We start from the raw sequence: 21,399 nt of genomic DNA, 5'->3' as shown, positions 1-21,399 counted from the left end.
GCTCCCGTTGAGGTTCACGTCTGCCCCAGCGCCGGCTTTCGCGGGACTGGCCGACGGAGTGAATGACGAGCGCGTGCCCTGGCGAGCCAGGCGCGCGCCAGCGGAATGCGGCCATGACCGGCCGCTCGATTGCTCCCCAGGCGCAAGTTTGGTCATCTCCTCCGGTGCCGTCGGCCAATGCGCCGGCAGGCCTGGAGGGAACATGAAGAATCGCATCACCGGCCGCTCCGCGTTCCTGGCGCTGCTGAAGGACGAGGGCGTCACGCATCTGTTCGGCAATCCCGGCACCACCGAATTGCCGATCATGCATGCGCTGAAGGACCATCCCGACCTCACCTATGTGATGGCGATGCAGGAGAGCCTGGTCGTCGCGATGGCCGACGGCTTCAGCCGCGCCTCCGGCAAGCTCGTCGCCTGCAACGTCCATGTCGCGCCCGGTCTCGGCAATGCGATGGGCTCGCTCTACAATGCGAGCTTCACCGGCACACCGCTGATCCTCACCGCCGGCCAGCAGGAACAGGGCCACGGCTTGACCGAGCCGGTGCTCTATGGCCCGCTGGTGCAGATGGCCACTCCTTTGGTGAAATGGGCCGTCGAGGTGACGCGGCTGGAGGACCTGCCGCGCATCGTGCGCCGCGCCGCCAAGATCGCGACCACGCCGCCCACGGGACCAGTGTTCATCTCGCTGCCCGGCGACATTCTCAACGCTGAGGCCGGCATCGAGCTCGGCCGCTCCACCCGGGTCGACACGCGCGTCCGGCCGTCGGAGGAGTCCTTGAAGGTGCTGGCCGCGCGGATCCTGAAAGCCGAGCGTCCGGTGATCGTCGTCGGCGACGAGATCGTCAAGAGCGACGCGTTGCGCGAGGCGGCCGACCTTGCCGAGGCGCTGGGCTGCCCGGCCTGGCAATCGCCGACGCCCTATGGTTCGCATTTCCTCTCCGAAAGCCCGAGCTTCATGGGCGCGATCGCCCGGCTGCAGAAGGTCGCCCGCGATGTGCTGGCGCCGCACGATCTGTTGATTGCGCTCGGCGGCGATCCGCTGCGGATGTCGGTCTATAGCGAGGTCGATCCGCTGCCGGATGGGCTCTCGATCGTGCAGGTCGGCCTGGTCGACAGCGATCTCGCCAGGAACTATGGCGCCGAGATTGTAGTGAAGGCCGACGTCAAGGAGACGCTGCGCGCATTGGTCCCGGCATTGAAGGAGCTCGGCGGCAGCGCGCTGGAGACGCGCGCGAAGCAGGGCCTCGCGGCGCTGTCGACGAAAAACTGGGCGGCGAAGCGCAAGGCGCTGGTCGAGCAGATCTCGAAGGCGAGCCTGAAATCGCCGATCGATCCGGACTGGCTGGCGCTGCAGGTCGTGGAGACGATGCCGGATAACGCGATCCTGGTCGACGAAGGCCTGACCTCGTCGCGGCAGATCCTCGGCTTACGCGCGCATCGCGACCGCTACGGCTATCACGCGCTCGCTTCCGGCGGCATCGGCTGGGGCCTGCCGGCCGCGGTCGGCGTCAGCCTCGCCAATCCGCAGCGCCCGGTGGTGTGCTATTCCGGCGACGGCTCGTCGATGTATTCGATCCAGTCGCTGTGGACCGCGGCCAATCACAAGCTGCCGCTGACCTTCGTCATCGTCAACAATGGCGGCTACCGTATCATCAAGCAGCGCCTGCTCGCCTTCCACGGCGACGACAATTATGTCGGCATGGACTTCATCGATCCGCCGGTTGATTTCACCGGCGTCGCGCGCTCGCTCGGGCTCGAGGCGATCAAGGTCACCGACCCGCAGGAGCTGAAGGGCGTGATGAAGTCGGCATTCAGCCGTCCCGGTGCGAAGCTGATCGAGGTGATGGTGAGCAATTCGGTGAATTGAGCGCACGGCGCGCGCTCCGTCCCGTCATCCTGAGGTGCGAGCGGAGCGAGCCTCGAAGGATGCACGGCCCGGCAGGTGGCCGTCGATCCTTCGAGACGCGCGCAAGAGCGCGCTCCTCAGGATGACGGGAAACGAATCGTAGGGTGGGTTAGCCGAAGGCGTAACCCACCACCGGCCTCTCATCAGCACCGGTGTTTGTTGGACCAAGATGGTGGGTTACGCTTTGCTAACCCACCCTACGCAGGTCACTCCGCCGCCGCGCTCTTCACCCGATACCGCCCCGCCGGATGCGTCGCGTCGAGCCTTGCGCGGCCCGCGCCGAACAGCTTCTCGCGCAAGGTGCCCTTGGCATACTCCCGCTTGTAGCGGCCGCGCTTGACGAGCTCCGGCACCAGCATGTCGGCGATATCCTCGAAATCGCCGGGCGAGATCGCAAAGGCGACGTTGAGGCCGTCGACGTCGGTGTCCTCGAACCATTGCTCGATCTTGTCGGCGACCTGCTCGGGCGAGCCGACCACCACGGGGCCAGCGCCGCCGATGCCGACATGCTCGGCGACCTCGCGCACGGTCCAGACCCGATTGGGGTCGGCGCGGGTGACGTTGTCCATCGCGGAGCGGCCGGCGTCGTTCTGCACGTGCCGCACTTCCTGGTCGAGCGAATAGGTCGAGAAGTCGACACCGGTCCAGCCCGACATCAGCGCCAGCGCGCCCTCGTGGCTGATATGGCTGCGATACTCGGCGTATTTCGCCTTGGCCTCGGCTTCGGTCGGTGCCACGACGACGCACATCATCGAGAACATCAGGATCTCGGCCGCGTTGCGGCCTTTCTCGGCGGCAAGCTCCCGGATTGCCGACACCCGCGGGCCGATCACCTTCGCCGACGGCCCCGACATGAACACGCATTCGGCATGCTCGGCGGCGAACTGCCGGCCGCGCGGCGAGGTGCCGGCCTGGTAGAGCACCGGCGTGCGCTGCGGCGACGGCTCCGACAGATGGATCGCGTTGAGCCGGTAGTTGCTGCCCTCGTGCTGCACACGATGCACCTTCTTTGGATCCGTGAAGATGCCGCGCGCGACGTCGCGGATCGCGGCGTCGTCCTCCCAGCTGCCTTCCCAGAGCTTGTAGACCAGCTCCATATATTCGTCGGCGAGCTCGTAGCGGTCGTCATGCGCGGTCTGCTTGTCCTTGCCGGCCCCGCGCGCCGCGGAATCGAGATAGCCGGTCACCACGTTCCAGCCGACCCGGCCGCCGGTGAGGTGATCGAGCGTCGACATCCGCCGCGCGAACGGGTAGGGCGGTTCAAAGGAGAGGTTGCTGGTGACGCCGAAGCCGAGATTTTCGGTCACCGCGGCCATCGCCGGGATCAGCATCAAGGGCTCATTGGCCGGGGTCTGCGCCGCGTTGCGCAGCGCCGCATCCGGATTGCCCGCATAGACGTCGTAGACGCCGAGCACGTCGGCAAGGAACAGCCCGTCGAACCGGCCGCGCTCCAGCGTCTTCGCCAGATCGGTCCAGTAGGACAGTCTGTTGTAGTCCTTGGTGCGGTCGCGCGGATGGGTCCACAGCCCCGGCGACTGATGCGCCACGCAGTTCATGGCAAAGGCGTTGAGCCGGATTTGTTTTGTCATTGTCGAAACCTTGGTCGAAACCTTGAGCGCCGCTTCGAATGCTGCCCGGTCGAATGCCGGGCGTCCCACGTCAACTTTGTTGCGACTTCCCACGTTTTGGCAAGGCCCCCTTCGCGATTCACACCCTTCCGGTGGCGCGCCGATCCCGATAGGTTGCCGGCCTCCAGAAGCATGATCCGGGCGCAAAGCGTCGCGTTCCGGCGGGGTCATGCCAAGACGCGACCGGACGAAGGAACAATCATGGCGACACGGGCCGACGCAATCGCAAATGTGCGAGAGCATTTTCAATCGGGACAGTTCTTGCAGGAGCTGGACCGCAGGGTCGGCTACCAGACCGAGAGCCTGAATGCCGACAAGGCCGATGCGCTGCGCGCCTATCTGGTCGAGAATCTGCAGCCGGCCTTCGCCGAGCTCGATTTCACGACCCGGCTGATCGAATCGCCGACCGGCCGCGGGCCCTATCTGATCGCCGACTACCAGGAGGATGCGGCGCGGCCGACCGTGCTGACTTATGGCCATGGCGACGTCGTCGACGGCATGGTCGGCGAATGGCGCGACGGGCTCAATCCCTGGCAGACCACGGTCAAGGGCGATCGCGTCTATGGCCGCGGCACCGCCGACAATAAGGGCCAGCATTCGATCAACATGGCCGCGCTGCGCGCGGTGAAGCAGGCGCGCGGCGGCAAGCTCGGCTTCAACGCCAAGTTCATCATCGAGACCGGTGAGGAGATCGGCTCGCCCGATCTGCGCGAGGTCTGCGAGGCGCATCGCGAGGAGCTGAAGGCCGATCTGTTCATTGCCTCGGACGGGCCGCGGCTGTCCGCGGAACGGCCGACCATCTTCCTCGGCTGCCGCGGCGGCAACCGCATCCATCTCGACGTCAATCTGCGCGACGGCGGCAACCATTCCGGCAATTGGGGCGGCGTGCTCGCCAATCCGGCGACGATTCTGGTCAACGCGATCGCGAGCCTGGTCGACGGCAAGGGCCGCATGAAGCTCGAGATCCTCAAACCACCGCCGATCTCCAACCGCGTCCGCGCCGCGCTCGCCGACGTCGAAATCAAGCCGACGGCGGACGAGCCGGCATTGGCGGAGGATTGGGGCGAGGAGGGCCTGACCGCGGCCGAGCGGCTCTATGCCTGGAACACGCTGGAAGTGCTGGCGATGTCGTCGGGCAATATCGACAAGCCCGCCAATGCGATCCCCGGCAAGGCGAACGCGGTGCTGCAGCTCCGCTTCGTGGTCGGCACCAGATATCTCGAAGTGATCGATGGGGTGCGCGATTATCTGCACAAGAACGGCTTTCCGATGGTCGAGGTCTCGGGCGCGCAGCGTTTTGGTGCCTCGCGCACCGACATGGACAGCCCGTGGATCGAGTGGGCGGCGAATTCGATCCGCACCACCACCGGCAAGGCGCCGGCGGTGCTGCCGAACTTCGGCGGCTCGCTGCCGAACGACGTGTTCTCCGAGGGCCTCGGCCTGCCGACGATCTGGGTGCCGCATTCCTATCCGGGCTGCTCGCAGCACGCGCCCGACGAGCACATCCTGCTGCCGGTGACCGAGGAGGCGCTGACCATCATGGCCGGGCTGTTCTGGGATCTCGGCGAGGCACAGCTTTAAGATAGAAGGACGGGCTCGCTTTTTCCCCGTCATCCTGAGGCGCGAGCGGAGCGAGCCTCGAAGGATGCACGGCCCCGCTGGTGGCCGTCGATCCTTCGAGGCTCGCCGAAGAGGCTCGCACCTCAGGATGACGGGGAAGATGCGGGTTGCCGGGACAAGCTCGGCCACCGACGCGTTGAGAGAAGAGTGCCGACACGGCCAAGGAAACCTGATGACACTATCGACAGCAACGCCGCTTACCTCCGAAGTCGACGCCACCACCAAGAAAAACATCACCCGCCTGATCGTCGCGACCTCGGTCGGCAATGCGCTCGAATGGTACGACATCTCGGTCTACGCCTATTTCGCGGTCTACCTCTCCAAGGCGTTCTTCCCGGCCAATGATCCGACCACCTCGCTGCTGCTGACCTTCGGCAGCTTCGGCCTGTCGTTCCTGATCCGACCGATCGGCGGCATCGTGCTCGGCGCCTATGCCGATCGTCACGGCCGTAAGGCTTCGCTGATGCTGTCGATCGTGCTGATGACGTTGGGCACGCTGGTGCTGGCCTTGATGCCGACCTATCAGACGATCGGCATCCTGGCGCCGATCGCGGTGATGCTGGCGCGGCTGGTGCAGGGCTTTTCCGCCGGCGGCGAGTTCGGCTCCTCGACCGCGTTCCTGGTCGAGCATATGCCGGAGCGGCGCGGCTTCGTGGCGAGCTGGCAGTTCGCGAGCCAGGGCGTCAGCGGCTTGCTCGGTGCAGGCTTCGGCGCGCTGTTGACCTCGCTGATGAGCCCCGAGGATTTGCAATCCTGGGGCTGGCGGCTGCCGTTCCTGTTCGGCGTGCTGATCGGCCCGGTCGGCATTTATATCCGCAACCATGTCGACGATGCGACGCCGCCGCCGGCGGCCGGGAAGCAGGACTCACCGGTCAAGGAGGTGTTCGCGCGGCAGATGCTCCCCACCATCCTCGCCATCGGTGCGCTCGCGGTGTCGACCGCGGTGAACTATCTGATCGTCTACATGCCGACCTATGTGGTGAAGACGCTGAACCTCGCGCCGTCGGTCGGCTTCATCGCCGCATTCGCGGCGCAGACGGCGGTCGCGCTGCTGGCGCCGATCGCGGGCCTCGTCTCCGACAAGATCGGGCGCACCACGCACATGATCCTGTTTGCGCTGCTGCTCCTGGTCTCGATCTTCCCGGCCTTCCTGCTGCTCACGGGCAGACCGACGCCGACCATCATCCTGATCGGCGTGCTGTGGCTCGGTGTCCTCAAGTCGCTGTATTACGGGCCGCTCGCCGCGCTGATGTCGGAGCTGTTTCCGGCGGCGACGCGTGCGACCGGGCTCGGCCTCAGCTACAATATCGGCGTCACATTGTTCGGCGGCATGGGCCCGGCGATCATGACCTGGATGGGCGGCTTCGCGCCGATCGGTGAGCTTGCACCGGGCTACTACCTCACCGGCGTCTGCCTGCTCAGCCTGTGGGCGCTGTTCACCATCCGCCGGCTGCGGCTGGCTTGATTTCGTGAAGCGAAATTCAAGCATCCTTGTTGCTGCAAAGCAGCGTAGATAGTCGCAATCAAAGTTTCATCTGACGAAAGTATACGATGTCCGGCGCGCGTCATCCGTTTTAGGATGATGTCCGCCGGCACATCCCTCGTCATGCGCGGCTCAGGATTTGCAATTGAAGGCAAGGAAGACCAGGGCATGAACGCCTCCACGACTGCGACCGCACGGACCAGCCGCAAGAGGCCACCGCCGGAGCCGGGCCAACCCGACAAGTTCAACGCGATCCAGAAGGTCTGCGCGATCCTGCGCGTGCTGGCGCAGCGCTCGCCGCTGCGGCTGACCGATATCGCCGACACCACCTCGCTGAACAAGGCGACCGCGCTGCGCATCCTCAACTCGCTGATCGAAGAGGGGTTCGTCAGCCGGGTCGCCGGCGCCAAGACCTATGAGCTCGGCCAGGAGGCGCGGGTGATGGCGGTCGGCGCGCGCCGCTCGGTCGACATCGCCGAACTGGCGCAGCCGAGCCTGTTGCGGCTCTCGGAGCGCTCCGCCGATACAGCATTGTTGTCGGTGCGCTCCGGCGTCGAGGCGCTGTATCTGGCGCGCTCGGTCGGCAGCCATCCGCTGCAGCCGAACTATCTGCAGATCGGCAGCCGCCGTCCGCTCGGCGTCGGCGCCGGTGCGCTGGCGCTTTTGGTCTGGCTGCCGGACGCCGAGATCGAGGCCGTGATCGAGGTGATCGTGCCGCGGCTGGCGAAATCGCCGCGCATCACGCCGAAATTCCTGCGCGAGCGGATCGCCGTGGCGCGCAAGGCCGGCCACACCGTGCTGCTCGACGCCGCATTCCCCGGCATGGGCGGCGTCGGCGTTCCCGTCCGCGACGATGCCGGCGAGGTGGTCGCCGCGCTCTCGATCGGCGCGGCCACCGACCGCATCCGCCGCCGCGAAAGCGAGCTCGCCGACATGCTGAAGAAGGAAGCCCAGGTGCTGGCCCGCGCGATGGCCCAGGCGCCGAAGAACGGGCGTCCGGCGAAGGCGGGGTGAAATGCTGCCGCGGTCTTCTTAGCCTCTCCCCGCGTGCGGGTGAGGGGGAGCCTCCGCGAACACAGCTATCACCGCTTCCGCGGAGACGGCCCCTCACCCCAACCCTCTCCCCGTAAGAACGGGGAGAGGGAGCGCAGCTTCGACGCGGCCGCAGCTCAACCTCGCCCAATCACCCACTAAGCCCCCTCGTCCAGCGCCACGAGCTCGCGCTTCCTGCGCAGCGACGGCAGTAGCGGGCCGACCAGCAGCACCAGCGCGAAGGCGAGGCAGATCGCCGAGATCGGCCGCTCCACGAAGGTCATGAGATCGCCCTGCGACAGGATCAGCGACTTGCGCAGATTGTTCTCCAGCATCGGCCCGAGCACAAAGGCCAGCACCAGCGGCGCCGGCTCGTAGCCGAGCTTGCGCATGAAATAGCCGATCACGCCGAACGCGATCATGACATGGACGTCGAACACGTTGTTGCTGGAGCAGTAGACGCCGATGATCGTGAACAGGATGATCAGCGGGAACAGCACGTTGTAGGGCAACCGCAGCAGCTGCACCCACATGCCGATCATCGGCAGATTGAGCACGAGCAGCATCAGATTGCCGATATACATGCTGGCGACGATGCCCCAGAACAGCGTCGGGTTCTGCGAGATCATCAGCGGTCCAGGCTGCAGGCCGTGGATCACGAAGGCGCCGAGCAGCAGCGCCATCACCACGTTCGGCGGGATGCCGAGCGTCATCAGCGGAATGAAGGCGCCGCCGGCCGCGGAATTGTTGGCCGATTCCGGCCCCGCGACGCCCTCGATCGCGCCGTGGCCGAACCGCTCCGGATGCTTCGAGAGCCGCTTCTCCAGCGCATAAGAGGCGAACGACGCCACCACGGCGCCGCCGCCGGGCAGGATGCCGAGGAAGAAGCCGAGCACGGTGCCGCGCGCCACCGGCCCGCTGCTGGCCTTCCAGTCCTCCTTGCTCGGCAGCAGCTGGGTGATCCTGGTCTTGATGATGTCGCGCTTGATCGCCTGCTCGGTGTTGAGCAGGACCTCGGCGACGCCGAACAGGCCCATCACCACGGGCACGAGGCCGATGCCGTCGATCAGCTCGATACGGCCGAAGGTCAGCCGCGGCTGCGCGGTGATGCTGTCGAGCCCGACCAGGCCGAGCACGACGCCGATACAGGCCATCAGCAGCGCCTTGGCCATCGAGCCCTGCGTCAGGAAGGTCAGCACGACGAGGCCGAGCACCATCAGGCTGAAATATTCGGCGGGTCCGAACGCGATCGCGACGCTGGCGAGCGAGGGCGCCACCAGCATCAGGGCGACCAGCGAGAAGGTGCCGGCGATGAACGAGCCGAACGCGGAGATGCCGAGCGCGGGGCCGGCGCGGCCCTGCTTGGCCATCTGGTGGCCGTCGATGCAGGTGACGACGGAGGCGGCTTCACCGGGAATGTTGACCAGGATCGAGGTGGTCGAGCCGCCATACATCGAGCCGTAATAGATGCCGGCCATCATGATGATGCCGGACTCCGGCGTGCCGGACAGCGTGACCGGCAGCAATAGCGACATCGCCGAGATCGGGCCGATGCCGGGCAGCACGCCGACCAGCGTGCCGATGAACACGCCGATGAAGCAATAGAGCAAATTGACCGGCAGCAGCGCGACGCCGAGGCCGTGGGCGACATTGACGAGAGTATCCATGGGCGCTCAACCGATCTCGAAGATGCCGCTCGGCAACTGGATCGCGAGCAGGTGCTTCAGCACCCACCACATCCCGAGCGGGGCAAGGATGGACAGCGGGATCGCCAGCGACCAGCGCACCGGATCGATCACGCGGAGCAGCAACAGCATCAGCGGGATCGCCGACGGCAGGAAGCCCAGCGGCTCCAGCGCAAAGGCGAACGCGGTGAGGCAGACGATGACGAGGAGCGGCTTGCCCCAGCGCGCATTCTCCCAGCGCGAGGCAAAGGTCGGACCGCCCTCGGTCACCGCCGCGACCATGATCGAGATCGCGAACACGCACATCAGGATGCCGGTGTAGAACAGCACGTAGCCGGAGCCGGGATCGTTGATGGTGCCGAGCTTGAGCTTGAGCCCCGACCAGATCACGAAGGCGCCGAGCCCGAGCCCGATCAGCCCGCCCCAGAGCTCGGAGTTGTTGAGACGGAGTTTGACGTTGGTCTGGTCGCTCATGAAGAATGCCCTTGGAGGTCGCCGATATCGTCATCTTGAGGTAGCGGCGCGGAGCGACGCCCTCGAAGGGTGACGGTGCCTTGGTCCATCCTTCGAGGCGAGCCGCAAGCGCGGCTCGCACCTCAGGATGACGCCGGCGTATGTGGCGGACTTAAACTTTACTTCTTCGCCAGCCCGAGGGTGTCGATCACCTTGCGTTCGGACTCGGTGACCTCGACGACGAACTTCCTGTAGTCCTCGGTGTTCTTGTAGTTCGGCACCATGTCGTATTTGGCCAGCGTCGCGATCACGGCGGGGTCCTCGATCGCCTTCTTGAAGGCGTCATGCAGTTTGGCGACGATCTTGGGATCCATGCCCTTGGGGCCGGCGATGCCGAACGGCGAGTCGTAGATCATGGGATAGCCGAGCTCCTTGAGCGTCGGCACGTCGGGATAGTTCGGCGAGCGTGCGCCGGTCCACACCATCAAGAGCCGGAGCTTGCCGGCGTCGACCAGCGGCCGCCAGCCGGTGGAATCGGCCTGCAGCATGGTGTGCTGGCCGAGCACCGCGGCGTTGGTCTCGGCGCCGCCCTTGAACGGCACCTGGGTCAGCTTGATCCCGCCGGCCATCAAGGCGATCTGCTCCATGCCGATATGCAGCGAGGTGCCGGTGCCCGGCGTCGCATAGGTCACCTTGCCGGGATTCTTCTTGGCGAAGGCGACCACGTCCTGCCAGGTCTTGAACTGCGACTCCGCATTGGTGGTGACGCCGAAGGTGTAGCCGGTGAGGTGGACGATGTAGGAGAAATCCTTCGCCGGATCCCACGACACGTCCTGCATCAAGGGCAGGCGGAACACGGTGATCGGAATCTGCGCGATGGTGTAGCCATCGGGCTTGGCGCCGGCCGCCATGGTCGCGGGGCCCACGGTGCCGCCGCCGCCCGCCTTGTTATCGACCGCGATCGGCTGGCCCAGCACCTTCGAGGCGCTCTCGGCGATCGCGCGCATCGAGATATCGGTCGAGCCGCCCGCCGGCCACGGCACGATCAGCGTGATCGGCTTGGTCGGATAATCCTGCGCCTGCGCCGCTGTCGACAGCAGCATGCCGGCGGCGGCGAGCAGGACCATCAAGGAATTGCGCTGCGACATCTCGATCTCTCCCCGTGTGGCCGCGTTCGCTCGCGGCCGCGTCTTGTTCGGTGTTGGCAATGATCGTCCCTGTCGTCGCAGGGACACGCTGCGCATTGGACAGAACAGGGCGGGCAACGGAAGAGCGAAGGCGCCGACTGCGACAATTGGCCTGCCGCGAGTTGTCGCGACCTGCCGAGCTGCGGAATTCAATCGGCCTTTGGTCTGACGGAGTGGCAGCTCCTGGCAGCATGCGGGGAGGGCGCGCCGCCCCGCGCCCTGACCGGCAAGCGGCGTTTGGTCAAGCGTATAATCCAGGGAACCCAAGGGCATCGGCGTCTTGCGGGATCGTGCCCTTCCGGTCATCATGGGGCGTCCGCCGCAGGAAAACTTCCCCGACAGATGACGCTATCGCCCGACGCCACCGACGACGCTGTGACGACGGCGTTTGCCGGCATTCCCGCATTGCTCGACCAGGCACCGCTCTTGGTCTCGCGCGGGCGGCTGCTCGATTGCGACTGCCTGCTCGGACCAATGGCGCGACCGTTTCACGCCGCGATCCGGGCCGGCCGCATCGTCGAGTTCGTGCCCTCGCCGGTCCTGATGCGCTCGTGGCGCTTTGCCTATCGCGCGACGCCGCAGGCCTGGGCCGCCTATTGGCAGGCCGAGCCGAGACCCGGCTGGCACGATCTGCTGGCGCTGACCAAGCGCGGCGAGGCGGTGCTGGAAGGCGATCTGCATCCCTTCATGGCGCACCTGCAATACTTCAAGGACCTGCTGGCGCTGCCGCGGCAGCATTTCGCGGCGGCCGTATCATGAGCGGCGCGATCATGAACGGCCATATCGAGCCGATGGTCGGCCGCTACGTTCACGTCGAGATCGGCGGCGAGCTGCACCGGATCTATTTCGAGGAGAACGGCAAGGGCATTCCGCTGGTCTGCCTGCACACCGCCGGATCAGACGCGCGGCAGTGGCGGCATCTGCTCGCAGATAGCGCGTTTGCCGAAAATTTCCGCGTCATTGCCTTCGATATGCCCTGGCATGGCAAGTCGAATCCGCCGAAAAGCTGGGCCGGCGATGAATACCAACTCACCACAGCGCGCTACACCGAAACCATCCGCGCCTTCTGCCGTGCATTGCGGCTGGAGAAGCCTGTCGTGATGGGCTGCTCGATCGGCGGCCGCATCGTGCTCAACCTTGCGATCGAATATGCCGCCGAGTTCCGCGCGCTGATCGGGCTCGAGGCTGCCGATTTCCAGGCGCCGTGGTATGACACCGATTGGCTCAATCGGGCGGACGTTCACGGCGGCGAGGTCTGCGCCGCGCTGGTGTCGGGGCTCATTGCGCCGCAGAGCCCGGCGCCTGCGCGGATGGAAACGCTGTGGGCCTACAAGCAGGGCGGCCCCGGCGTGTTCAAGGGCGACCTGTATTTCTACCGTGTCGACGGCGACCTGCGCGGCCGGGTCGCGTCAATCGATACTAAAGTATGCAGGCTCTATCTCCTCACGGGCGAGTATGATTTCTCCTGCACGCCTGAGGACACGAGGCGGACGGCAGCGGCAATAGGGGGCGCCAGCGTCACGATCATGGAAAAGCTCGGTCATTTTCCGATGAGCGAGAATCCGGACCAGTTTCGCCGCTACATCGCACCCGTCCTCGCCGACATTCTCACGCAGTAAATCGACGTTTCCACGAAGGAGTAGACGTATGACATCCAAATATCTGATCGGCCTCGCGCTCGCCGCCGCGCTCGGCGCGAGCCAGGCGCAGGCCGAGGAGCTGACGGGAACCCTGAAGAACATCAAGGACACCGGCGCGATCACGCTCGGCTACCGCGATTCCTCGATCCCGTTCTCCTATCTCGACGACAACCAGAAGCCCGTCGGTTATGCGATGGACATCTGCTACAAGATCGTCGATGCCATCAAGAAGGAGCTGAAGCTCGACAAGCTCGAGGTGAAGCTCAACCCGGTGACCTCGGCGACGCGTATTCCGCTGATGGCCAACGGCACCGTCGACCTCGAATGCGGCTCGACCACCAACAATGCCGAGCGCCAGAAGCAGGTCTCCTTCACCAACTCGCACTTCCTGACCGCGAGCCGCTACGTCACCAAGAAGGCGAGCAAGATTAATTCGATCGACGACCTGAAGGGCAAGACGGTGGTCTCGACCGCCGGCACCACCAACATCAAGCAGCTCACCGAGGCCAACCTCGCACGCGGGCTGAGCATCAACATCATCCCGGCCAAGGATCATGCCGAGGCCTTCCTGATGGTCGAGACCGACCGCGCGGTCGCCTTCGTGATGGACGACATCCTGCTCGCGAGCCTCGTCGCCGGCTCGAAGTCGCCGGACGATTACGTGATCTCCAAGGATGCGTTCTCCAAGCCCGAGCCCTACGGCATCATGCTGCGCAAGGATGACGCGCCGTTCAAGAAGGTCGTCGACGCCGCCACCGCGGCGCTCTACACCAGCCCTGAGGGCCAGAAGATCTACGACAAGTGGTTCAACCAGAAGATCCCGCCGAAGGGCCTGAACCTCAATGTGCCGCTCGGGCCGGAGATGAAGAAGCAGCTTGCCAAGCCGTCGGATTCACCCGATCCGGATGCCTATCTGGTGAACTGATTGCAGTGTTGCGCATGACCCGTCGCCGTTTGGCGGCGGGTCCTGAAAATGAACGTGTCCGGCCATTTTGGAGGAGAATGGCCGGACATTTGCATAGACGCCGCCCGTGATGTCGGCGTAATGCGTGATCGGTGCGATGGCGCGGGGGACCCGTGAACTACAATTGGAACTGGCACATCTTTCTTGAGCCGAACCCGATGGGGACCGGCACCTATCTCGACATGTTGCTGGCGGGACTGGTGGTCACCATCAAGGTGTCGGTGCTCGCCTGGATCATCGCGCTGGTCTCCGGCACGGTGATCGGCGTGCTGCGCACGCTGCCGTCGCGCACGGCGTCGTGGATCGGCTTCTGCTGGGTCGAGTTCTTCCGCAACATGCCGCTGCTAGTGCAGCTCTTCCTGTGGTTCTTCGTGCTGCCCGAGCTGCTGCCGAAATCCGCCGGGCTGTGGATGAAGCAGTTGCCGAACGCGCCGTTCTGGACCGCCGCGGTCGGCGTCGGCCTCTTCATGTCGGCGCGCGTCGCCGTGCAATTACAGGCCGGCATCGGCTCGCTGCCGCGTGGCCAGAAGCAGGCTTCGACCGCGCTCGGCCTCACCACGGTGCAGACCTATCGCTACGTGCTGCTGCCGATGGCGTTCCGCATCATCCTGCCGCCGCTGACCTCCGAATTCCTCAACACCATCAAGAACAGCGCCGTCGCCATCACCATCGGCCTGATCGAATTGACCGGCCAGGCCCGCTCGATGCAGGAGTTCTCGTTCCAGGTGTTCGAGGCGTTCACCGCGGCAACCGTGCTCTATCTTCTCCTCAATTTCGTCGTGGTCACCGCAATGCGCTTGCTCGAGCGCTATGTCGCGATCCCCGGCTACATCACGGGCAAATGACGATGCTCGGCAATCTCGATTTCGACGTCATCCGCCGCTCGCTGCCCTATCTGTTCTTCGAGGGTATGCGCTTCACGCTGACCTTGACGGCGCTCGCCGCGTTCGGCGGCCTCGTGTTCGGCACACTGATCGCCCTGATGCGGTTGTCGAGCTACAAGGTGCTCGGGCGCATCGCGGGCTTCTATGTCGACTTCATCCGCTCGCTGCCGCTGGTGCTGGTGATCTTCTGGTTCTACTTCCTGGTGCCTTACATCGGGCAGTGGGTGACCGGCGCGTCGCGGCCGATCTCGGTCGGCGCCTTCGCCTCCTCGCTGATCACCTTCGTCGCATTCGAGGCGGCGTATTTCTCCGAGATCATGCGCGCCGGCATCCAGTCGATCTCGCGCGGCCAGCCGGCTGCGGCCAGCGCGCTCGGCCTGACCTACGCACAGTCGATGCGCTACGTCGTGCTGCCGCAGGCGTTCCGCAACATGCTGCCGGTGCTGCTGACGCAGACCATCGTGCTGTTCCAGGACACCTCGCTGGTCTACGTGCTGTCGATCCCGGATTTCCTCGGCGCCGCCAGCAAGGTCGCACAACGCGACGGCCGCCTGGTCGAAATGTACCTGTTCGCCGCGCTGGTCTACTTCGTCATTTCCTGTGTCGCGTCCTTTGGCGTGCGCCGCCTGCAGGCGCGAATCGCCATTGTTCGCTGAACAACAAGCTGAGCCATCATGATCGAGATCAATCACGTCAACAAATGGTACGGGCCGAGCTTCCAGGCGCTGAAGGACTGCACCACCAGCGTCGCCAAGGGCGAGGTGGTCGTGGTCTGCGGCCCGTCCGGTTCGGGCAAGTCGACCCTGATCAAATGCGTCAACGCGCTGGAGCCGATCCAGGGCGGTGAAATCATCCTCGACGGCATCAAGGTCAACGATCCCAAGACCGATCTGCCGAAGCTGCGCTCCCGCGTCGGCATGGTGTTCCAGCACTTCGAATTGTTTCCGCATCTGCGGATCATCGACAATCTCTGCCTCGCGCAGGAGAAGGTGCTGGGCCGCAAGCATGACGATGCCGTGGTCACGGCCATGAAGCTGCTCGATCGCGTCGGGCTGACGGATCACGCCAAGAAATTCCCGGCCGAATTGTCGGGCGGCCAGCAGCAGCGCGTCGCGATTGCTCGCGCGCTCGCGATGAACCCGATCGCGATGCTGTTCGACGAGCCGACCTCGGCGCTCGACCCCGAGATGATCAGCGAGGTGCTCGACGTGATGGTCGACCTCGCCCGCGAGGGCATGACCATGATGGTGGTCACCCACGAGATGGGCTTTGCCAACAAGGTCGCCGACCGCGTCATCTTCATGGACCGCGGCGAGATCGTCGAGGACGCCAAGAAGGCCGACTTCTTCGGCACGCCGCGCAGCGACCGCGCGCAGAAGTTCCTGTCGAAGATCCTGCAGCATTGAGGCTGGGGCGTCTCTCGGCCTGTCATTCCCCGGTGCGCAATTGCGCACCTGAGGGCGCGCGCAGCGCGAGCCCGGTATCCATCAGGCCGCATCCTCCATGGTGAAATGGATTCCGGGCTCGCGCCAAGCGGCGCGCCCCGGAATGACGGCGGCTTTAGGGTTTTCCCCCGTTAACAATTTGCGTATACGAAGGCCTGAAACTCCCCTTCGTCCGCAGGAGAACTCGCGTGGAAAAGATCGCTTACGTCAACGGCTCGTTCGTGCCGCACTCCGAGGCCAAGGTCTCGGTGTTCGACCGCGGATTCCTGTTCGCCGACGGCATCTACGAGGTGGCGGCGGTGCTCGAGGGCAAGCTGATCGACAACGCTTCGCATCTGGCGCGGCTGAAGCGCTCGGTCGGCGAGATCCAGCTCGCGCTCCCCGAGACGCTGGAGCGGATCGAGGAGATCCAGAAGGAGCTGGTCAAGCGCAACGACCTCGTCAACGGCATGGTCTATCTCGAGGTTACCCGCGGTGCCGACAAGGGACGCGACTTCGCCTTCCCGAAGGCCGACGTCAAGCCGACCCTTGTGATGTTCACCTCGGAAAAGGACATCATCAACGCGCCGTCGGCCAAGACCGGCATCAACGTCATCACGGTGCCCGACATCCGCTGGGAGCGGCGCGACATCAAGAGCGTGGCGCTGCTGGCGCAGGTGCTGGCCAAGCAGGCCGCGGCCGCGGCCGGCGCCGGCGAAGCCTGGATGATCGAGGACGGCAAGGTCACCGAGGGCGGCTCGTCCTCGTCCTTCATCGTCACCCAGGACGACGTCATCGTAACCCGGCAGAACGGCAACGAGATCCTGCCCGGCTGCACCCGCAAGGCCGTCGTCAAACTCGCCGAGGAGCGTCAGCTTCGCATCGAGGAGCGCGCCTTCACGGTCGAGGAAGCGCTCGCCGCCAAGGAAGCCTTCATCACCAGCGCCTCGGTGTTCGTGCAGGGCGTGGTCGCGATCGACGGCAAGAAGGTCGGCAGCGGCAAGGTCGGCCCGATCACCGACCGCCTGCGCGAAATCTATGTCGAGTTCGCCCGCGCGACGGCGGTTTGACACTGCGTAGGGTGGGTTAGCGTAGCGTAACCCACCGACTTTGCTCGCCGCGGATAGAATGGTGGGTTGCGCCTTCGGCTAACCCACCCTACGGTCCGTCATCAAGCCGGGCGATCCAGTATTCCAGAGAGACTGCGGTGCTTGAGCCGAGAAGTCGCGGCGTACTGGATGCCCCGCATGAAGCGGGGCATGACAGCGGAGTATATGGCGGACAGTATCGCCCTCACGCCGCGACCTTCACCTTCACCGGATGCACCGCGCGGAAGCCGATCGCGATCCGGTTCCAGGCGTTGATGGCGCCGATCAGCGTGGTCAGGTTGACGAGCTCGCTGTCCGTGAACTGCGCGCGCACCGCCTCGTAGTCGGCGTCGGGCGCATGCGTCTGTGCAACTAGCGTCAGCGCTTCGGTCCAGGCCAGCGCCGCGCGCTCGCGCTCGCTGTACAGCGGTGACTCGCGCCAGGCGTTGAGCAGATAGAGCCGCTGCTCGGTCTCGCCATGCTTGCGGGCGTCCTCGGTGTGCATGTTGATGCAGTAGGCGCAGCCGTTGATCTGCGAGGCGCGGGTCTTGACCAGTTCGATCAGCGATTGCTCGAGGCCGCTCGCCGTGATCTGGCTTTCGACCGCAACCAGCGCTTTGATGGTCTCGGGGGCCGCCTGGTAGAAATTCATGCGGGGTTTCATGGTCGTTCTCCTTGGTTATGGGGTTAGTAGAAAGGGTTAGTGTGCACCGCCGCCGCCAGCGAGCTGGCCCGGCTTCTTCAGGAAGAGTGCCGCCACCAGCGCCACGATCAGCGCCACACCGAGCAGATAGAACGTGTCGCTGAAGGCGAGGATGTAGGCCTGCTTCTGCACGACCCTGCCGACCGCCGCGATCGCGCGGTGGGTGGCGTCGGCGTGATCGGCAACGCCGTGGTTCAGGAAATACTGGGTCAATCCCTCAATCCGCGTACGGGTCGCCTGTTCCAGCATGGAGACCGACTGCATCAGCACGTTGGAGTGATATTGCTCGCGCTTGGTCAGCAGTGTCTGCAGCGCGGCAATGCCGATGGCGCCGCCGAGGTTGCGCATCATGTTGAACAACGCTGACGCCGATCCGGCATTCTCCGCCTCAATTCCGGCCGTCGCAACTGCCGACAGCGGAGCGAATGCCAGCGCCTGACCGACGGCACGGACGACGTTCGGCCAAAGCAGTTGATCGGCCGCATAGTCGTTGGTCATGTAGATGTTCATGAAGTTGGAGCCGGCGAACAGCGCAAACCCGACGCCGATGACGATGCGGGGGTCGAAGCGCTGCATCAGCCGCGGCACCAACGGGATCAGCACGAGCTGCGGCAGGCCGGTCCAGGCCAGCACCATGCCGATCTGCTCGGCGTTGTAACCCTGAATGCGCGACAGATATTGCGGCAGGATGAACACCGAGCCGTACAGCGCGATGCCGAGCAGGAAGTTGGCCAGCATGCCGAAGCCGAAATTGCGGCGGGCGAGCAGGCGCAGATTGAGCAGCGGCTTCTCGACGGTGAATTCGACGATGAGGAAGGCGACCAGCGCCACGGCTGCGATCACCGACAGGCGGACGATGAAGGGCGAGCCGAACCAGTCGTCCTTGTTGCCTTCCTCCAGCACGGTCTGCAGCGCGGCCAGGCCGATCGCCATGGTGATGATGCCGAGCCAGTCGCCCTGGCGGATCAGCGACAGCTTCATCGGGCTCGGATCGAGCGAGATGTACAACATCGCGATCATCACGGCGCCCGGCACCAGATTGACATAGAAGATGTACTGCCAGCCCCAGTTCTCGGTGAGATAGCCGCCGATGGTCGGGCCGATCGCCGGCGCGAACGTCGCCGACAGCGCGAACAGCGCAAGTCCGATCGGCTGCTTCGCCTTCGGCAGCAGCGTGATGATCAGTGTGAATGCCATCGGGATCAGCACGCCGCCGGTGAAGCCTTGCACGGCGCGCAGCGCGATCATCTGCGGCAGGTCCTGCGCCAGCGCGCAGGCGCCAGAGAACACCAGGAACAGGAACGCGTTGGTGAGCAGATAGATGCGCACCGAGAACACCCGCGCGAGCCAGCCGGAGAGCGGGATCACCACGATCTCGGCGATCAAATAGGAGGTCGAGATCCAGCCGCCGTCATCGATGCCCGCGCCAATGCCGCCTTGAATGTCGGCAAGCGAGGCATTGACGATCTGGATGTTGAGCACCGCCATGAACGCGCCGAGCGTGGCGCCGATCACCGCGATCCAGGTCTTGGTCGGGATCGCAGGCGTGGCAGGTGCTGCGGGCGACGGGAGGGCGGCGGCGTTGGCTGTGGGCTGGAGTGCGGTCATCGGGGGGCGTCCTTGCTGCCCCACAACATGGATTAGGCGGCCGGTTTCGATAATCCGGGAAAGACTGGAAGGATTGTCCGGTCGTGGTTGATAATCGTCGCTGAGGACCACGACACGTTCACCGACGCCCGCGGAGAATCTCCGTTTGTACGGCGAGCAGGTCTCGTCGGCTGCGCGGGTAACAAGGATTGCGTCCGACGACCCGCAGTCCACATCATAGTGGACTACGTGACTGATTGCGCAGGAAGCGGAGCGTCGAAAGGCAAATCGATGAACTCGGCGGATTTCGGTAAACTGTCTTTGGCTGACCGCGCCAGATTGGGCATGGCTTACTTTTTTGGCGAATCCATTTTTTGGATTGGCCTTTTTCTGATCGCATGGGCCGCCAGCTACAATATCTACTTGGGAGGGGGCTTATGTTTGAGTTGGGTGCTCATTTTTGTCCTGATTGTACGACGAGCACTCCAACGAGACATCGAAGCCCTCAACGATCCTAACGATAATCCCCGTGCGAACCGATTGATACGCGGCGAGCGCTGGTCATACGACCATCGGAGCAACGGGAAAGCCCTTCGATTTACAGTCGAGTTTTTCACATCCGTCGCAATCATCATTGGTGTGACGCTGGCGCTAGGCCTATCGGCCGAATTCACCGCGTTCGCTCTATCTGATCGGGACGTGAACGGCGCATTTGGTTCAGGGGTCGCGGGATTTGTTGGCGGCATGCTTGGCTTGGTCATCGGCATCGTGATCGCGCTTAGGCGAATTGCCGATGGTGGCTCCGACTAACCGGCTTGTGGCATTTGCGCCAAATAGCGCGCGATCGACCTTTCGATCGATCGCGCCAGCCCCTGTCTCTAGCCGCCGCTTGCCTGCGTCGCCGACGCCAGCCGGCGCTTCTCCTCGCGTTCGGCCAGCACGGTCGCCTTGGTGTTGACGGTCGGGATCGCCGACATGCCCGGCCGCAGCAGGCCGGTGAGGCTGTGATCGTCGAGCACGATCTTCACCGGCACGCGCTGCACGATCTTGGTGAAGTTGCCGGTGGCGTTGTCGGGCGGCAGCAGCGCGAATTCGAGGCCGCTGGCCGGCGACAGGCTGTCGACATGGCCCTTCAACGTGGTGCCGTGAAAGCTGTCGACGGTGAGCTCGACCGGCTGGCCGTTGCGTACGTTGGTGAGCTGCGTCTCCTTGAAATTGGCGACCACATAGACCGCATCGAGCGGCACCACCGCCATCAGCTGGGTGCCGGCCTGCACATATTGGCCGACGCGGAGCGTGCGGGCGCCGACGGTGCCGTCGACCGGCGCGGTGATCCCTGCGTAGGACAGGTTCAGTTCGGCCTGCTGCTCGACCGCGCGGGCCCGGTCGGCCTGCGCGACAGCCTGGGCGCGCTGCGTGGTCAGCACGTTGACCTTGCGCTGCGCCGCCGACAACGCCGACTTCGCGTGCTGCAACTGCGCCGTATTGCTGCGCAGCGCCGCGTCGGTCTGCTGCGCGCGTTGAATGGTGCCGGAGCCGGACTTCATCAGCCCGTCGTAGCGGCTCTGCTCTTCCTGGGCGAATTTCAGATTGGCCTCGGCGGCTTCGACGTCGGCGGTGCTCTGGTCGATGATCGGCTGCTGCAGCTCGAGCTGGGCATCGAGGTTGCGCACCGAGGCGTCGGCGGCGTCGACATCGGCCTTGGCCTGGCTGAGCGCCGTGCGGTAGTCGCGGTCGTCGATCTCGGCCAGCAGCTGGCCGGCCTTCACCGGCTGGTTGTCGGTCACCAGCACGCGGGCGATGTAGCCCGACACTTTCGGGGCGATGATCGTGGAGTCCGCCTTCACATAGGCGTCGTCGGTGGATTCGAGGTAGCGGCCGGTGGTGAGGTAGTCGTAGCCAAAGTCGCTGGCCACGGCGATGCCGAGCAGGGCGGCGAGCCCGAGCGCCACCCGCTTGACCGTCCGCCGCGACGGGCGGAGGCCGATTTTTGCCGATTCTTCAGGGATATAGGTCGTGGTCGACATGATTGTCTCCTGGCCGAACATTCGCGTCCTTCCAGAAAGGGCGCCGGATACGGCCCTTAGATGCAATGTCCTCCCCGCTGTGATAATC

General features: G+C 64.9%; 19 protein-coding genes. 12 read left to right on the top strand and 7 right to left on the bottom strand.

Translation table 11 applies throughout. The annotated features are described in order from the left end of the window. Positions 1–202 precede the first annotated feature (202 nt). Entirely contained in the window at positions 203–1,867 is a 1,665-nt protein-coding gene (locus tag JQ573_RS17680; RefSeq protein ID WP_212313720.1) for a thiamine pyrophosphate-binding protein, read from the top strand. Between the two features lie 245 nt (positions 1,868–2,112). On the opposite strand, the gene JQ573_RS17675 is transcribed toward JQ573_RS17680, so the two are convergent. Further along, the gene (locus JQ573_RS17675; protein ID WP_212313718.1) at positions 2,113–3,495 is read right to left on the bottom strand and encodes an LLM class flavin-dependent oxidoreductase; all 1,383 of its coding nucleotides are present in this window, start codon (positions 3,493–3,495) and stop codon (positions 2,113–2,115) included. Between the two features lie 240 nt (positions 3,496–3,735). Here JQ573_RS17675 and JQ573_RS17670 point away from each other — a divergent pair, with 240 nt between their 5' ends. The 3 genes from JQ573_RS17670 (at position 3,736) to JQ573_RS17660 (ending at position 7,651) form a co-directional block, all read left to right on the top strand. Then, positions 3,736–5,115 carry a M20 family metallopeptidase gene (locus tag JQ573_RS17670; protein WP_212313716.1) on the top strand — a complete coding sequence of 460 codons (1,380 nt, stop codon included), beginning with the start codon at positions 3,736–3,738 and terminating at the stop codon, positions 5,113–5,115. 211 nt (positions 5,116–5,326) lie between these two features. Continuing rightward, entirely contained in the window at positions 5,327–6,619 is a 1,293-nt protein-coding gene (locus JQ573_RS17665; RefSeq protein WP_212313714.1) for an MFS transporter, read from the top strand. Positions 6,620–6,805: 186 nt separating this feature from the next. Continuing rightward, positions 6,806–7,651: an IclR family transcriptional regulator gene (locus JQ573_RS17660; RefSeq protein ID WP_212313712.1), complete on the top strand. Its 846-nt coding sequence runs from the start codon at positions 6,806–6,808 to the stop codon at positions 7,649–7,651. Between the two features lie 176 nt (positions 7,652–7,827). Here the strand turns inward: JQ573_RS17660 and JQ573_RS17655 are convergent, their stop codons facing one another. The 3 genes from JQ573_RS17655 to JQ573_RS17645 form a co-directional block, all read right to left on the bottom strand. Continuing rightward, complete coding sequence (locus tag JQ573_RS17655) at positions 7,828–9,336, bottom strand: tripartite tricarboxylate transporter permease (RefSeq protein ID WP_212313710.1); 1,509 nt, start codon at positions 9,334–9,336, stop codon at positions 7,828–7,830. A gap of 6 nt (positions 9,337–9,342) precedes the next feature. Beyond that, the gene (locus JQ573_RS17650) at positions 9,343–9,828 is read right to left on the bottom strand and encodes a tripartite tricarboxylate transporter TctB family protein (protein WP_212313708.1); all 486 of its coding nucleotides are present in this window, start codon (positions 9,826–9,828) and stop codon (positions 9,343–9,345) included. Positions 9,829–9,986: 158 nt separating this feature from the next. Then, positions 9,987–10,955 (bottom strand): tripartite tricarboxylate transporter substrate binding protein, encoded by a 969-nt coding sequence (locus JQ573_RS17645; protein ID WP_212313706.1) that lies wholly within the window; start codon positions 10,953–10,955, stop codon positions 9,987–9,989. A 381-nt stretch (positions 10,956–11,336) separates the two neighbouring features. On the opposite strand from JQ573_RS17645, the gene JQ573_RS17640 reads away from it, so the two are divergent. From JQ573_RS17640 to JQ573_RS17610, 7 genes are all read left to right on the top strand, one after another. Then, positions 11,337–11,753: a hypothetical protein gene (locus JQ573_RS17640; RefSeq protein WP_212313704.1), complete on the top strand. Its 417-nt coding sequence runs from the start codon at positions 11,337–11,339 to the stop codon at positions 11,751–11,753. After that, complete coding sequence (locus JQ573_RS17635) at positions 11,750–12,613, top strand: alpha/beta fold hydrolase (RefSeq protein WP_212313702.1); 864 nt, start codon at positions 11,750–11,752, stop codon at positions 12,611–12,613. Before JQ573_RS17640 ends, JQ573_RS17635 begins: the two co-directional genes overlap by 4 nt. Before the next feature lie 28 nt (positions 12,614–12,641). Then, the gene (locus tag JQ573_RS17630) at positions 12,642–13,559 is read left to right on the top strand and encodes an amino acid ABC transporter substrate-binding protein (protein ID WP_212313700.1); all 918 of its coding nucleotides are present in this window, start codon (positions 12,642–12,644) and stop codon (positions 13,557–13,559) included. A gap of 152 nt (positions 13,560–13,711) precedes the next feature. Next, complete coding sequence (locus JQ573_RS17625; protein ID WP_092123970.1) at positions 13,712–14,443, top strand: amino acid ABC transporter permease; 732 nt, start codon at positions 13,712–13,714, stop codon at positions 14,441–14,443. A gap of 2 nt (positions 14,444–14,445) precedes the next feature. After that, complete coding sequence (locus tag JQ573_RS17620; RefSeq protein ID WP_212313693.1) at positions 14,446–15,138, top strand: amino acid ABC transporter permease; 693 nt, start codon at positions 14,446–14,448, stop codon at positions 15,136–15,138. An 18-nt stretch (positions 15,139–15,156) separates the two neighbouring features. Beyond that, positions 15,157–15,888: an amino acid ABC transporter ATP-binding protein gene (locus tag JQ573_RS17615; RefSeq protein ID WP_212313691.1), complete on the top strand. Its 732-nt coding sequence runs from the start codon at positions 15,157–15,159 to the stop codon at positions 15,886–15,888. Between the two features lie 227 nt (positions 15,889–16,115). After that, positions 16,116–16,976, top strand: a complete 861-nt coding sequence (locus tag JQ573_RS17610) for a D-amino-acid transaminase (RefSeq protein WP_097671702.1) — start codon at positions 16,116–16,118, stop codon at positions 16,974–16,976. A 223-nt stretch (positions 16,977–17,199) separates the two neighbouring features. Here the strand turns inward: JQ573_RS17610 and JQ573_RS17605 are convergent, their stop codons facing one another. Beyond that, positions 17,200–17,658 carry a carboxymuconolactone decarboxylase family protein gene (locus JQ573_RS17605; RefSeq protein ID WP_212313689.1) on the bottom strand — a complete coding sequence of 153 codons (459 nt, stop codon included), beginning with the start codon at positions 17,656–17,658 and terminating at the stop codon, positions 17,200–17,202. A 36-nt stretch (positions 17,659–17,694) separates the two neighbouring features. Then, positions 17,695–19,305 carry an MDR family MFS transporter gene (locus JQ573_RS17600; protein ID WP_212313687.1) on the bottom strand — a complete coding sequence of 537 codons (1,611 nt, stop codon included), beginning with the start codon at positions 19,303–19,305 and terminating at the stop codon, positions 17,695–17,697. Between the two features lie 270 nt (positions 19,306–19,575). Here JQ573_RS17600 and JQ573_RS17595 point away from each other — a divergent pair, with 270 nt between their 5' ends. Next, positions 19,576–20,094, top strand: coding sequence for a hypothetical protein (locus tag JQ573_RS17595; protein ID WP_212313685.1), 519 nt, complete (start codon positions 19,576–19,578; stop codon positions 20,092–20,094). 68 nt (positions 20,095–20,162) lie between these two features. Here the strand turns inward: JQ573_RS17595 and JQ573_RS17590 are convergent, their stop codons facing one another. Further along, positions 20,163–21,311, bottom strand: coding sequence for an HlyD family secretion protein (locus JQ573_RS17590; RefSeq protein ID WP_212313683.1), 1,149 nt, complete (start codon positions 21,309–21,311; stop codon positions 20,163–20,165). Positions 21,312–21,399 lie beyond the last annotated feature (88 nt).

It is taken from the genome of Bradyrhizobium sp. AUGA SZCCT0105, from assembly GCF_018129565.1.
Taxonomy (GTDB): domain Bacteria; phylum Pseudomonadota; class Alphaproteobacteria; order Rhizobiales; family Xanthobacteraceae; genus Bradyrhizobium.
The sequence above is the reverse complement of the archived record's forward strand: the minus strand, read 5'-3'. Positions and strand labels throughout refer to the sequence as shown.

Excerpts from the sequence above, each read along its gene's own strand:
- JQ573_RS17670 (WP_212313716.1), top strand. The coding sequence starts at position 3,736 with ATGGCGACACGGGCCGACGCAATCGCAAATGTGCGAGAGCATTTTCAA.
- JQ573_RS17635 (WP_212313702.1), top strand. The coding sequence starts at position 11,750 with ATGAGCGGCGCGATCATGAACGGCCATATCGAGCCGATGGTCGGCCGC.
- JQ573_RS17630 (WP_212313700.1), top strand. The coding sequence starts at position 12,642 with ATGACATCCAAATATCTGATCGGCCTCGCGCTCGCCGCCGCGCTCGGC.
- JQ573_RS17595 (WP_212313685.1), top strand. The coding sequence starts at position 19,576 with ATGAACTCGGCGGATTTCGGTAAACTGTCTTTGGCTGACCGCGCCAGA.
- JQ573_RS17660 (WP_212313712.1), top strand. The coding sequence starts at position 6,806 with ATGAACGCCTCCACGACTGCGACCGCACGGACCAGCCGCAAGAGGCCA.
- JQ573_RS17665 (WP_212313714.1), top strand. The coding sequence starts at position 5,327 with ATGACACTATCGACAGCAACGCCGCTTACCTCCGAAGTCGACGCCACC.
- JQ573_RS17655 (WP_212313710.1), bottom strand. The coding sequence starts at position 9,336 with ATGGATACTCTCGTCAATGTCGCCCACGGCCTCGGCGTCGCGCTGCTG.
- JQ573_RS17645 (WP_212313706.1), bottom strand. The coding sequence starts at position 10,955 with ATGTCGCAGCGCAATTCCTTGATGGTCCTGCTCGCCGCCGCCGGCATG.
- JQ573_RS17680 (WP_212313720.1), top strand. The coding sequence starts at position 203 with ATGAAGAATCGCATCACCGGCCGCTCCGCGTTCCTGGCGCTGCTGAAG.
- JQ573_RS17675 (WP_212313718.1), bottom strand. The coding sequence starts at position 3,495 with ATGACAAAACAAATCCGGCTCAACGCCTTTGCCATGAACTGCGTGGCG.
- JQ573_RS17620 (WP_212313693.1), top strand. The coding sequence starts at position 14,446 with ATGCTCGGCAATCTCGATTTCGACGTCATCCGCCGCTCGCTGCCCTAT.
- JQ573_RS17590 (WP_212313683.1), bottom strand. The coding sequence starts at position 21,311 with ATGTCGACCACGACCTATATCCCTGAAGAATCGGCAAAAATCGGCCTC.
- JQ573_RS17615 (WP_212313691.1), top strand. The coding sequence starts at position 15,157 with ATGATCGAGATCAATCACGTCAACAAATGGTACGGGCCGAGCTTCCAG.
- JQ573_RS17605 (WP_212313689.1), bottom strand. The coding sequence starts at position 17,658 with ATGAAACCCCGCATGAATTTCTACCAGGCGGCCCCCGAGACCATCAAA.
- JQ573_RS17650 (WP_212313708.1), bottom strand. The coding sequence starts at position 9,828 with ATGAGCGACCAGACCAACGTCAAACTCCGTCTCAACAACTCCGAGCTC.
- JQ573_RS17600 (WP_212313687.1), bottom strand. The coding sequence starts at position 19,305 with ATGACCGCACTCCAGCCCACAGCCAACGCCGCCGCCCTCCCGTCGCCC.
- JQ573_RS17640 (WP_212313704.1), top strand. The coding sequence starts at position 11,337 with ATGACGCTATCGCCCGACGCCACCGACGACGCTGTGACGACGGCGTTT.